11 protein-coding genes are annotated in these 12,642 nt (G+C 65.3%); 2 read left to right on the top strand and 9 right to left on the bottom strand.

Annotated features, from left to right (window positions below):
* Nucleotides 1-110: 110 nt before the first annotated feature.
* From HU748_RS02910 to HU748_RS02895, 4 genes are all read right to left on the bottom strand, one after another.
* Complete coding sequence (locus HU748_RS02910) at nucleotides 111-818, bottom strand: anti-sigma factor (protein ID WP_186719115.1); 708 nt, start codon at nucleotides 816-818, stop codon at nucleotides 111-113.
* On the bottom strand, nucleotides 815-1,354 hold the full coding sequence (locus tag HU748_RS02905; protein WP_186708588.1) for a sigma-70 family RNA polymerase sigma factor: 540 nt from the start codon (nucleotides 1,352-1,354) through the stop codon (nucleotides 815-817). Before HU748_RS02905 ends, HU748_RS02910 begins: the two co-directional genes overlap by 4 nt.
* Before the next feature lie 100 nt (nucleotides 1,355-1,454).
* Nucleotides 1,455-1,976 (bottom strand): DUF3455 domain-containing protein, encoded by a 522-nt coding sequence (locus tag HU748_RS02900; RefSeq protein WP_186708586.1) that lies wholly within the window; start codon nucleotides 1,974-1,976, stop codon nucleotides 1,455-1,457.
* Nucleotides 1,977-2,095: 119 nt separating this feature from the next.
* On the bottom strand, nucleotides 2,096-3,949 hold the full coding sequence (locus HU748_RS02895) for an ABC transporter ATP-binding protein (protein ID WP_186719114.1): 1,854 nt from the start codon (nucleotides 3,947-3,949) through the stop codon (nucleotides 2,096-2,098).
* Between the two features lie 298 nt (nucleotides 3,950-4,247).
* On the opposite strand from HU748_RS02895, the gene mrdA reads away from it, so the two are divergent.
* A complete protein-coding gene (mrdA, locus tag HU748_RS02890; RefSeq protein WP_186665246.1) occupies nucleotides 4,248-6,143 on the top strand; it encodes a penicillin-binding protein 2 in 1,896 nt (631 codons plus the stop codon).
* A 48-nt stretch (nucleotides 6,144-6,191) separates the two neighbouring features.
* On the opposite strand, the gene HU748_RS02885 is transcribed toward mrdA, so the two are convergent.
* Genes HU748_RS02885 through HU748_RS02865 form a run of 5 tightly spaced genes read right to left on the bottom strand, consistent with a single transcriptional unit; the run spans nucleotide 6,192 to nucleotide 11,955 of the window.
* Nucleotides 6,192-6,893 (bottom strand): NAD(P)H-dependent oxidoreductase, encoded by a 702-nt coding sequence (locus HU748_RS02885; RefSeq protein ID WP_186708582.1) that lies wholly within the window; start codon nucleotides 6,891-6,893, stop codon nucleotides 6,192-6,194.
* Entirely contained in the window at nucleotides 6,890-8,533 is a 1,644-nt protein-coding gene (locus HU748_RS02880) for an ABC transporter ATP-binding protein (RefSeq protein WP_186719113.1), read from the bottom strand. Before HU748_RS02880 ends, HU748_RS02885 begins: the two co-directional genes overlap by 4 nt.
* A 2-nt stretch (nucleotides 8,534-8,535) precedes the next feature.
* Complete coding sequence (locus tag HU748_RS02875) at nucleotides 8,536-9,363, bottom strand: ABC transporter permease (RefSeq protein ID WP_054894145.1); 828 nt, start codon at nucleotides 9,361-9,363, stop codon at nucleotides 8,536-8,538.
* 3 nt (nucleotides 9,364-9,366) lie between these two features.
* Entirely contained in the window at nucleotides 9,367-10,326 is a 960-nt protein-coding gene (locus tag HU748_RS02870) for an ABC transporter permease (RefSeq protein WP_186719112.1), read from the bottom strand.
* Nucleotides 10,327-10,353: 27 nt separating this feature from the next.
* Complete coding sequence (locus HU748_RS02865) at nucleotides 10,354-11,955, bottom strand: ABC transporter substrate-binding protein (RefSeq protein ID WP_186665252.1); 1,602 nt, start codon at nucleotides 11,953-11,955, stop codon at nucleotides 10,354-10,356.
* Between the two features lie 163 nt (nucleotides 11,956-12,118).
* Between HU748_RS02865 and HU748_RS02860 the strand changes: the two genes are divergently transcribed.
* On the top strand, nucleotides 12,119-12,559 hold the full coding sequence (locus HU748_RS02860; protein ID WP_063544552.1) for an Rrf2 family transcriptional regulator: 441 nt from the start codon (nucleotides 12,119-12,121) through the stop codon (nucleotides 12,557-12,559).
* Nucleotides 12,560-12,642: the final 83 nt, after the last annotated feature.

Below are 12,642 nucleotides of genomic sequence, written 5' to 3'. Positions count from 1 at the left end.
GGCAAACCACCTGCTCAGCCCCCATGAATCGGGCCAAAAAGGCAATTTGATGCCATTTCGTAGTAACTAAATGTGACTAGTACCGCCAAGCAGATGCCCTTCACTAAATTTCAAATGACCTTCACTGAACGCCCGATGAACTTCACCGGGCCGGTCGGTCGGCCCGTGGGCGATCCGCCAGCCTTTTCCAGCGTCAGCTCGAACAGCTGATTGGGCTCCAGAGGCGGCAGGTCGCGCAGCGGCACGCGATACTGCTCGCCAGGCTTGACCAGGCCCAGGGAGACTGGCGCCTGCCATTGCTCGCCCTTGGTCCAGAACTGCAGGGTCATCCCTTCTGGCACCTGATCCCGACCCAGCGGGATCAACGCGATGGTCCGCGCATCGCTGGCCTGCACCACCCAGCCGGGCACCTGGTCGGTCGGCGCTACCAGCACGACCAGGTAGTGGGTCGTCGCAGGCCGGGTGGTCAGCAGCGCCAGACTCAGCAACACAGTGGCCGCCAGGCCGGCGGCGCTCACGCCTTGCCACAGGCCCAGGCGCTTCCACCATCGGTTTGTCGGATGCATCTGCCGCGCCTGCTCCGAAATACTGCGGTCGATCCGTCGCCACAGACGCGTGCTGGGTCGTTGCGGCTCAGCCAGCGTAGTCAACTCGAGCAGGCGCGCCTCCCAACGGTCGACAGCCGCCCGCAAGTCCGGCTCGCGGTCCAGTCGCTCAAGCACCGCAGCGCGCTGTTCGGCAGACAGCGTCCCCAACACATACTCCCCCGCCAGCACGTCGAGCAGTTGCGAAGGGTCATCGGTTGAACCCGGCGTCATGTCATGCACTCCCGCAGCGCCTCGAGGCTTCGCTTGATCCACGCCTTGACCGTACCCAGCGGCGCCCCCATCAGGCTGGCGATTTCCGCGTGGCTGCAGCCGTCCACATAGGCATGCAGGACACACCGCTGCGGTGCAGGCTGCAGTTGCTCAAGGCAGCGATAGATCTTCGCAGAGCCTGACCAGATGGCGCCCTCGTCGAATTCCCCAACCAAGGTCACGATGTCCGCGTCGTCCAACGCCGTCTCCTGTCGGCTGTCGCGTACGGCGTTCAAGGCCAGGTGGCGGTTGATGCTGTAGATCCAGCCCCGAGCCGAACCTCGCGTCGCATCGAAGCTGGTCGCCCGTGTCCAGATACGAATGAACGCGTCGTGGACGATATCCTCGGCCATGGCGTCATCGCGCACGATGCGCCTCACCACCCCGAGCAAACGCGAACCTTCATGGTCGTAGAGCGCCTGCAAGGCGCTGCGGTCACCCCGCGCGCAAGCGGCAAGGCAACCCTGGAAATCGAAAGGCGTAACGGATGAATTCACTCTCGGCACGGTCCTGTGTCGGCGCTGACACCCGGCCTTGCGGCCGGGGCTTGTAGAGCAGCGTAGATGATCCATTGCCAAGCGTCAGTTCAACCACGCGTCATTTGGCAGACCAGAAGATGTAGTCGGCCTGGTACTTGACGATCTGCTGCGCCCCCTTGTTCTGCGCTGTACAGGCCATTGCCGGGGCCACCCCGCCTTGAGTGGCGAGGCGCTGGATGTAGCTGACCCCGTGCATTGCCCCCTTACCCTCGGCCGGATTCGCCTTGACCAGTTGATACGGCAGATCGCCTTTGCCTGCAGGGGCTACGGCAAGCTGGGTGCCGGTGACTTTCGAGCCGTCCTTGGCCTGCCAGGTGGCGGGCGGGCCAAAGTAGTCGCCGACAGCCTTGCCACTGCGGTCGCTGAGGGTCGCCTTGGGACCGACGAAGAACCACTCGGTCTCGCCCGGCGCATTGGCCTTGTCCCGGCACTCGTAGGTGATTTCACCGACGCCGACGGTTTCGAGCATGACCGTGTGGCCTGCGGGCACCTTGACGGCATCGGGCACCGCAGCATGGGCAGCCTGTTGCGCGAGCATGAAGCTCGATACGAGCAGGATCGAGGCAAACGGGATTTTCATGGGATGGACTCCTGATGGGTACGCGGTTGGGCAGTCGATGACTGCTACCTTCCTGTACCCGCCAGCAGCCGTTGTGGATGCAGACTAGGCAATCCTGGCGACGAACGGTCGCAGGACAACTATTCGGTGGACTCCACCACGCCCTGATCCTCTCCCAGGAACCCACCGCTCTGATGCTGCCACAACCGCGCATAGGTGCCGTTTCTGGCCAGTAGTTCAGCGTGGGTGCCCTGTTCGATGATGCGCCCTTCATCCATCACGATGAGCCTGTCCATCGCCGCGATGGTGGACAACCGGTGAGCGATGGCGATCACCGTCTTGCCCTGCATCATGTCATCGAGGCTTTCCTGGATGGCAACCTCGACCTCCGAGTCCAGCGCACTGGTGGCTTCGTCGAGCAACAGGATCGGGGCATTCTTGAGCATCACCCGGGCGATCGCGATGCGTTGGCGCTGGCCACCGGACAGCTTGATGCCACGCTCGCCGACCAAGGTGTCGTAGCCGGTGTTCCCTTGGCGGTCGCTCAACTGGCTGATGAAGCCATCGGCCTGGGCACTGGCGGCAGCACGGCGGATCTGCGCCTCGCTCGCCTCTGGGCGGCCGTAGGCGATGTTGTCGCGAATCGAACGGTGCAGCAGCGAGGTGTCCTGGGTGACCATGCCAATGGCGCTGCGCAGGCTATCCTGGGTGACCTGGGCAATGTTCTGCCCATCGATGCGGATCTCGCCACTGTCCACGTCATAGAAACGCAGCAGCAAGTTGATCAGCGTCGACTTGCCCGCACCGGAGCGGCCGACCAGGCCGATCTTCTCGCCGGGGCGGATCTCAAGGCTCAGGCCATCGAGCACCTGGCGCTCGCCGTTATAGTTGAAACGCACATTCTCGAAGCTCACCGCCCCGCCGTGGGTCACCAGCTCCCCCGCGTTCGGCACATCCTGGACCTTGGGGCCGGTGGTCAGGGTCACCATCCCGTCCTGCACGGTGCCGATGTTCTCGAACAGCGAAGTCATCTGCCACATGATCCAGTGCGACATGCCATTGACGCGCAATGCCATGGCGGTGATCGCCGCCACCGCGCCAGCGCCCACTTCGCCCTGGTGCCACAGCCACAGGGCGTAACCGCCCGCGCCCATGATCAGGCCGACCACCAGCGCCTGGTTGGCGATCTCGAACTGGCTGACCAGGCGCATCTGGCGAAAGCCGGTCTGCTTGAAATCCTCCATCGCCGCACGGGCGAAGTGCGCCTCGCGCCGGGAATGGGAAAACAGTTTCACCGTGGTGATGTTGGTGTAGGCATCCGAAACCCGCCCTGTCATCGACGAGCGGGCATGGGCCTGTTCCTGGCCGACCTGCCCCAGGCGCGGGACGAAATACACCATGGTCAGGCCGAACAGCGCCACCCAGGCAATGAACGGCAGCATGAGCTTGAGCGCAAAGCCGCCAGCCAGGGCAATGATCGCCACGAAGTACACGCCGATACCCGGCAGGATCTCGATCAGAGTGAACAGCACCTCACGCACCGCCAGCGCCGTCTGCATCACCTTGGTAGTGACCCGGCCTGAGAACTCGTCGGAGAAGAACGACAAGCTCTGGCGCAGCATCAGGCGATGGAAATCCCAACGCAGACGCAGTGGCAGGTTGATCGCCAGCACCTGATGCTGCACCAGCGTGCGCCCCGCCACCAGGCCGATACTGACCAGCAGCAAGGCACCCGCGCCCCACAGCACCCTCGCCTCCTCTGCGGTCACCGCGTCGCCCACTTTCCAGGTCGCGAGCAGGTCCACTACCTGGCCGAGAAAGGCGAACAGCCAGGCCTCGTAGATCGACACTGCAGCGCTGAGCAGCGCCAGCGCCACGATATAGCCGCGGGCACCGCGCGTGCAGGCCCACATGAACCGCGCCAGGCCCATGGGCGGTGGTGGGGCTTCGTCGGGTGGGAAAGGGTCAAGCCAACGCTCTAATATGCGCAGCATGGAAGTCTCCGGATAAGGCAAACAAGGGATTGTGCCAGTTCATGACGATAGGTGGCGGAAATTGACATCGACAGTGGTGCGCAGCCGGCGACCGGGCGCCAGCGGTCAGATGAAGGAATTTTCATCTTCCACGCCAGCGCGCTGTTACCGGGGTGGGCGGCACGTCACGCTATTGGCTGGCCGTGACCGACCTTGAGCCGACCGCCGAGCTTGCGTAGCATCCCCGGCCCTTGGGGCCGCAGACGGCCCACGGCGGGCCAGCCCTCGCCTTCACTCGTCATCACGTCACCGAGCCCCCATGCCACAGCCGATTCCCCTCAAGGACCACGAAAAGGAAAAGCACCTGGTCAACCGCCGGCTGCTGGTCTGCGCCGCGCTGACCCTGGGCCTGGTTGCCGTGCTGATCGGCAGACTGTATGTCTTGCAGGTGCTGCAGCACGACCAGCAATCGGCGGTCTCGGAGAACAACCGCGTGCACGTGCTGCCCATCGCCCCCGAGCGCGGGTTGATCTACGACCGTAACGGCGTGGTGCTGGCCGACAACAAGCCCAGCTTCAACCTCACCATGACCCGCGAGCGCACCAACGGCCAGACCTCCGCCGTGCTCGACGCCCTGGCCAAGGTCCTGAACCTCTCCGACGACGACCGCGCCCAGTTCGACAAAGACCTGCGCCGCGGCCGCAAGCCCTTCGAACCGGTCACCCTGATGTTCGGCCTGAGCGAAGAGCAGATCGCGCTGATCGCGGTCAATCAGTTCCGTCTGCCCGGCCTGGACGTCGAGCCGCAGTTCATCCGCGAATACCCGCTGGCCGAGCATTTCGCCCATTCGGTCGGCTACGTCGGGCGGATCAACGAAAAGGAAGCCAAGACCCTCGACAGCACCGAGTACCGCGGCACCCAGTCGATCGGCAAGACCGGCGTCGAGCGCTTCTACGAGAACGAGCTGCACGGACATGTGGGCTACGAGGAAGTCGAGACCAATGCCCAGGGGCGAGTCATGCGCGTGCTGCGCCATCACGATCCGGTGCCGGGCAAGGATATCGTCCTGAGCCTGGACGCCAAACTGCAGCAGGCCGCCGAAAAGGCCCTGGGCGATCGCCGTGGTGCGGTGGTGGCGCTGGACCCGGCCACGGGCGACGTGCTGGCGATGGTCAGCAACCCCAGCTTCGACCCCAACCTGTTCGTCAAGGGCATCAGCTTCAAGCAATACGCCGCGCTGCGCGACTCGATCGACCGCCCGCTGTTCAACCGCGTGCTGCGCGGGTTGTACGCGCCCGGTTCGACGGTCAAGCCGGAAGTGGCCATCGCCGGCCTGGACAGCGGCGTGATCAACCCGGGTAGCCGCGTGTTCGACCCCGGTTACTACGAGCTGCCCAACTACGACCACAAGTACCGCAACTGGAACCGCAGCGGCGATGGCTGGGTGGACATGTACACCGCCATCATGCGTTCCAACGACACCTACTTCTACGACCTGGCGCACAAGCTGGGCATCGATCGCCTGCACGACTACATGGCCGAATTCGGCCTGGGCCAGAAGGTCTCGCTGGACATGTTCGAGGAAGCGCCCGGCCTGATGCCGTCCGCACAATGGAAACGCGCCACCCGCCGCCAGGCCTGGTTCCCCGGCGAAACCCTGATCCTTGGCATCGGCCAGGGCTACATGCAGGTCACCCCGCTGCAACTGGCGCAGGCCACCAGCCTGCTGGCCAGCAAGGGCGTGTGGCACCGTCCGCACCTGGCCATGACCGTGGGTGGCGAGCACCCGGTCGACCCGAACCCGATGCCCGACATCGTGCTGCATGACAAACGCGCCTGGGACCAGGTCAGCCAGGGCATGCAGATGGTCATGCATGATCCGCGCGGCATCGCCCGTGCGGCCGCCGCTGGCGCGCAGTACCGGATTGCCGGCAAGAGCGGCACCGCGCAGGTCGTGGCGATCCGCCAGGGCGAGCGCTACAACCGCGACAAGACCCTGGAGCGGCACCGCGACAACGCCCTGTTCGTGGGCTTCGCCCCCGCCGAGCATCCCTCCATCGTGGTGGCGGTGATGATCGAGAACGGCGAGGCTGGCGGCCGGGTGGCCGGGCCCGTGGTGCGCGAGATCATGGATGCCTGGTTGCTGGATGACCAGGGGCACCTGAAGGAGCAGTACGCCGGGAGCGCGGGCAAGAGCGCGGTGCCGCACGGCTGAGCCCAGGCCGCCCGCCCTATGCGCAGGCGGGCAGCGCCATTTGCCCCATCATCGCAACGGATACAGCGCCTCGTCGAACTGCTCCAGACGCGGGAACACCAGTGGCTGGTCATCCGAGAGCTGTTCCAACCGCTGGCGATACTGCACCAGGAACTCACCCCGCGCCTCGTCGCTGATGTAGGGCACGTGCCAGGCCACGAACGGCGCCAGTACATCAAAACCGACATAGGCCAGGGTGCCGCGCAGGATCGGCCGCAGCATGTCCTCCAGCGGCCCGTGGATCGCCCCTTCGCCGAACATGTGCTCACGCCCGCCCAGGGTCACGGTCACCAGCGCCTTCTTGCCCGCCAGGCCACCCTGGTCGTAGAAGCGCTTGCCGCCGTAGCACACCCCCGACACCAGCACCCGGTCGATCCAGCCCTTGAGCATGGCCGGGGCGGAGAACCAGAAGATCGGGAAGTTCAGCACCAGCAGATCGGCCCACAGCAGCTTGTCCAGCTCCTGCTGGATATCCGCGGCGATGGAGCCGCTCTTGACCCCCAGGCGCTGCTCCAGCGCATAGACCAGGTACTCGGGATTCTCGCGCTTGGCGAAGTCATCGGCGCTGGCCACCGGGTTCCAGCCCATGGCGTACAGGTCGCTGACCTGCACCTGATGCCCCTGGGCCTTGAAAGTCTCCACCGCCTGGTCGCGCAGCGCGGCGGTGAACGAATGCGGTTCGGGATGGGCGTGGACGATCAGTACGTTCATGAAAGCTGTCCTTCGGCAGTGGGCTTGGTGGTAGCAGCAGCGCGACCCGCCAGCAGGCGGTCGAGCCAGTCCGGGTCCATCTGCGGTTCGGAAGAGAACAGCAGCCCGGTGTAATCCTGATAAGGCGGGGTAAAGATCGACTCGCGCCGCCCCTGATCCACCACCCTGCCCCGCTGCATCACCATCACCTCGTCGGCGATGGCGCGCACCGTGGCCACATCGTGGGTGATGAACAGGTAGGCGACGCCCAACTGGCGCTGGATGCGGTCGAGCAGCTTGAGCACACCTTCGGCCACCAACTGATCGAGGGCCGAAGTCACCTCGTCGCAGATGATCAGTTGCGGCTCGGCGGCCAGAGCGCGGGCGATGCACACCCGCTGCTTCTGCCCGCCGGACAGTTCGCGTGGCTGACGCTCCATGAACCTGGCAGGGTCCAGCTCGATCATCTCCAGCAGCTCGGCGACCCGCTCGCGCAGCGCCCTGCCCTTGAGCCCCAGGTAGAACGCCAGCGGCCGGCCAATGATGTCGACGATGCGCTGGCGTGGATTGAGCGCGGTGTCGGGGATCTGGTAGATCATCTGGATGCGCCGCAACTGTTCCTTGCTGCGCCGGCGGTAGTCGGTCGGCAAGGCTTCACCGTCGTACAGCACCTGGCCGCTGCTCGGTTGCAGGAGCCCGGTAATCAGCCGCGCAGTGGTGCTCTTGCCGCTGCCGGACTCGCCGATCACCGCCAGCGTCTGGCCGCGTTGCAGCTTGAGCGAGACATCATGCAGCACCGGCTGGGCACCGTAGCTGGCCGAGGCGTTGCGCACCTCGAGCAGTGGCCGGGTCTGCGCCTGGCTGGGCTTGGGTTCGGTATGGAAGCTGCGTACCGCCCACAGCGAGCGGGTGTAGTCCTGACTCGGGGCACCGAGCATGGTGCGGGTGGCGGCTTCTTCGACCAGGCTGCCGTGGCGCAGCACCATGATGCGGTCGGCGATCTGCGCCACCAGGGCCAGGTCGTGGCTGATGTACAACGCTGCGCTGCCGAAGCGCTTGACCGCATCGCGAATGGCGGCGATCACTTCGATCTGGGTGGTCACGTCGAGCGCGGTGGTCGGCTCGTCGAACACGATCAGGTCCGGGTGGCAGGCCATGGCCATGGCGGTCATCACGCGCTGCAGTTGGCCGCCAGAGACCTGGTGCGGGTAACGCCGGCCGATATTTTCCGGATCCGGCAGGCGCAGCACACGGTACAGCTCGACCGCCTCGGCCTCGGCGGTGGCGCGGTCGATACCGCCATTGACCACGGCGGTTTCCACATGCTGGTCGATCAAGCGATGCGCCGGGTTGAACGACGCCGCGGCGCTCTGCGCCACATAGGCGACCCGCAGGCCGCGCAGCTTGCGCAACACCTCGGGGGCCGCGCCGACCAATTCCTGGCCGTCGAAGCACACCGAGCCACGGGCGATGCGGCAGCCGTCGCGCACGTAACCCATCGCGGCCAGGCCAAGGGTCGACTTGCCGGCCCCCGATTCGCCGATCAAACCCAGCACCTCGCCACGCTGCAGGGTCAGGTCGATGCCCTTGACCAACGGATGCCAGGCGTCGTCGGAGTGACCTTCGATGTGCAGGTCGCGGATTTCCAGTAGCGGTTTCATGCTCAGCACTCCTTCAGGCCGCTGGACTTGTGCAGCACCCAGTCCACGACGAAATTCACGCTCACGGTGATCAACGCCACCGCCAGCGCCGGCAGCAGCGGGCTGACATCGCCGAAAGTGATCAGCACGGCGTTGTCGCGCACCATGCTGCCCCAATCGGCGGTGGGCGGCTGGATGCCCAGGCCGAGGAACGACAGTGCACTGATGAACAGGAAGACAAAGCAGAAGCGCAGGCCGAACTCGGCGATCAAGGGCGCGGCGGCATTGGGCAGCACCTCGCGGGTGACCAGCCACCACAGCCCCTCCCCGCGCAGCCGCGCGGCCTCGACGAAGTCCTGTACCACCACGCTCATTGCCACCGCCCGCGACAGGCGGAACACCCGGGTGGCATCGAGCAGCGCGATCACCAGCACCAGCGAGGTGGTGGTGGTGCCGACCACGCTGAGGATCAACAGGGCGAAGATCAGTTGCGGGATGGCCATGAGGATGTCCACGACCCGCGACATGCCCTGGTCGATCCAGCCACCGCGGATCGCCGCCACCAGCCCGCAGAACCCGCCCAGGGCGAAGGCCAGCACGGTGGTCAGGAAAGCGATGCCGAGGGTATTGCGCGCGCCATAGACCAGGCGGCTGAACATGTCGCGGCCCAGGTTGTCGGTGCCGAGCAGGAACTGCCCGCCCCAGGGCGCGAAGCCCTCGCCGACCACTTCGGTCTCGCCGAACGGCGCCACCAGCGGCGCGAACAACGCAACCAGTACATACAGCAGGATCACCAGCAGGCCGAACTTGGCACTCAGCGGCGCACGGCGCAATTGCGTGTACAGGCTCATGGGCTACCCCTTCGGATGCATCAGGCGCGGGTTGCTGGCGATCGACAGCACGTCGGCACTGGTGTTGAGCAGGATGTAGGTGGCGGCGAAGATCAGGCTGCAGGCCTGCACCACCGGGATGTCGCGCTTGGCCACCGAGTCGACCAGCAACTGGCCCAGGCCTGGGTAGACGAACACCACCTCGACCACCACCACGCCCACCACCAGGTACGCCAGGTTCAGCGCCACCACGTTGACGATCGGCGCCAGGGCGTTGGGCAAGGCGTGGCGGAAGATGATCCGCGCCTGGCCGATGCCCTTGAGCCGGGCCATCTCGATATAGGGGCTGGCGAGCAGGTTGATCAGCGAGGCGCGAGTCATGCGCATCATTTGCGCCACCACCACCAGGCTCAGGGTCAGCACCGGCAGCAGCGAGCGCTCCAGAATCTCGCCGAGGGAGGCATCCGGGGAGAGGTTGGAGATGCTTGGCAGCCAGGCCAGCTTCACCGCGAACACCAGGATCAGGATGTAGGCGACGAAGAACTCCGGGAACGACACCGCGCTCAGGGCGCTGGTGTTGAGCAGCCGGTCGAACCAACTGTTGCGATACAGAGCGGCCAGCATGCCCAGCAGCAGCGCCAGCGGCACCGACACCAGCGCCGCCAGCAGCGCCAGGCTGAAGGTGTTGCCCAGGCGAGCGCCGATCAGCTCGGCGATTGGCCGCTGGTTGGCCAGCGACACACCGAGGTCGCCTTGCAGCAATTGCCAGCCCCAGTGGAAGAAGCGCGTCAGCGCTGGCTGGTCCAGGCCCAGCTGCAGGCGCAGCGCAGCCACGGTTTCCGGCGTTGCGGCCTGGCCGAGCATGGCCTGGGCCACGTCGCCCGGAAGCATGCCCACCGCCAGGAAGATGATCACCGACACCGCCAGCAGCGACAGCAGGCCCAGGGCCAAGCGCTGGGCGAGCAGTTTGCAGAGACTATTCACCGTACGGTCCTCGCAACGAAATGGGGTTCAGGCCTGCCACCAGCGCTCGATCAGGCGCAGGCCGTCCAGCTCACCGTAAGGTGCGGTGACACCGCCATGCATCACCCGCCTGGAGCGCGCCGCAACGGAGCTTGCGAACAGCGGCACGATGGCGCCGCCATCGTCGCGGCACAGCGCCTGCATTTCGTTATACATCTCCTGGCGCAGCGGCGCGTTCATCTCGCCACGGGCGGCATTGAGCAACTGGTTGAAGCGCGGGTTGTCCCAGTGCGTCTCGTTCCATGCCGCGCCCTTGGCATAGCCGATGCTGAACATGCGGTCGGCGGTCAGGCTCGAGTACCAGAACGAAGTGGTGAACGGCTGCTTCATCCACACATTGGTGAAAAAGCCGTCGGCCGGCTCGCGTACCACGTCGATGTCGATACCGGCCTTGCGCGCCTGCTCCTTGAACAGCACCGAGGCGTCGACCGCGCCGGTGTAGGCGGCATCGGAGGCCTGCAGGCGTACCTTGAGGCTGTCCATGCCGGCCTGCTTGAGGTAGAAGCGCGCCTTGTCGGCGTCGTATACGCGCTGCTCCAGGGCCGTGTTGATGAAGCGGCTGCCGGGCTGGATCGGGTGGTCGTTGCCGATCTGGCCGTAGCCGTACAGCACCGAGGTCAGCAAGGCCTGGCGGTCGATGGCGTGCTTGAGCGCCAGACGCACGTTATTGTCCTGGAACTGCGCGGCGTCGCAGAGCATGGGGAAGGTGTAGTGCTGGGCGCCCTTGGTTTCCTCGATCACCAGTTGCGGGTTGCGCTTGAGCAGCGCCACGGTCTTGAGGTCGACCTTGTTGATCACGTCCACCTGGCCTGTGACCAGGGCATTGACCCGCGCCGCGCCATCGGCGATGGACAGCAGCTCGGCGCTGGCAAAGTGCGCCCGGCCCGGCTTCCAGTAATCGGGGCTGCGTACCAGGTCCATGCGCACGCCCGGCTCGAAGTGCTTGAGGCGATAGCCGCCCGTGCCAGTGCCGGCCTGCCAGTCGGCGGCGCCGTCCTTGGCGGGCATGATCACCAGGTGATAGTCGGCGACCACATAGGGGAAATCGGCGTTGCCCGAGTGCAGTTCGAACACCACGGTGGCGGCGTCCTGGGCACGCACCACGGCAACATCACCGAGGACGGTCTTGGCCGCCGAGGTGGATTTCTCGCCCAGGTGGTGCTGGATCGAAGCGACCACATCGCCGGCATCGAGGCTCTTGCCGTCGTGGAAGGTCACGCCCTGGCGCAGGAAGAAGGTCCAGACCTTGGCATCGGGGGTGGACTCCCAGCGTTCGGCCAGCTCCGGGATGGCGGTGCCGTCGACGCTGATTTCGCTGAGGGTGTTGTAGACCGCCGAGAAGCCGACGAAGGTGAAGGTGTCGGCCCAGGTGCCGGGGTCACGCGAGTCGGTGGTGCTGCCCCCGGCCAGCCCCATGCGCAGGGTGCCGCCAGCCTTGGGTGTGGCCTGCTCGGCCCAGCCCGGCATGGGCAGGCCCAGGGAGAAGGCACCGGCGAAGGTCGCCGCCGCCGCGCTGTACTTGAGGAACTCCCGACGTGGCAGGCCGCCGTCGGGCATCGCTTGAGTGATCTTGTTGTTCTTATCGCTCATGGCATTGCCCCTGTTGAACCGCTGGAAAGAAGGATCGCAGGCATTGATGACCGAATATTTGTAATTGTCATCGTGACAAATACATTAGACTCATTGGCATACCCCTGCCAAGATGGATTTTCACAGGGACACCGACTTTGCGATTCACCAGGGATTTTTACCGATGAGCCAATCGACCCGTCTGATCACCGCCTCGTACATCCTCTCGTTCGTGGCCGCCAACGCGCCGCAGAAACTGCGCACCGAGACCATCGCCAAGTGGGTCAAGGTGCACCCGACACGGGTGCGCAGCCTGGCTTCGCAGATGGTCAAGGCCAACATTCTCAAGTCCTGGCGCGGTGCTCAGGGCGGCCTCACCCTCGCCCGCCCGGCCAGCGAGATCACCCTGCGCGAGGTGTACGACGCGGTGCAGGAGAGCTCGCTGATCGCCGAGAAGATCGACAACCCGTTTTCGGGGATGGAGGATCACTGCAAGGTGTTCGAGGTGTTCACCCGGCTGTTTGCGATGCTCGAGGCGAACATGCGCCTGGACCTGGGGGCGATCACGGCGGACCAGTTGTTCGTTGCGTTTGATCGTCCGGTTGAGGGGGCTGTGGAAGGTTGATAGGCAGGGCCGGCCCTTTCGCGGGCAAGCCCGCTCCCACAGGTAAAGCGCCGCTCTCGAAACTGGCGATGTACCTGTGGGAG

The sequence above is a fragment of the Pseudomonas sp. RW3S2 genome, from assembly GCF_014268955.1.
GTDB classification, from domain to species: domain Bacteria; phylum Pseudomonadota; class Gammaproteobacteria; order Pseudomonadales; family Pseudomonadaceae; genus Aquipseudomonas; species Aquipseudomonas wayambapalatensis.
This window is presented reverse-complemented; position numbering and strand designations above follow the sequence as displayed.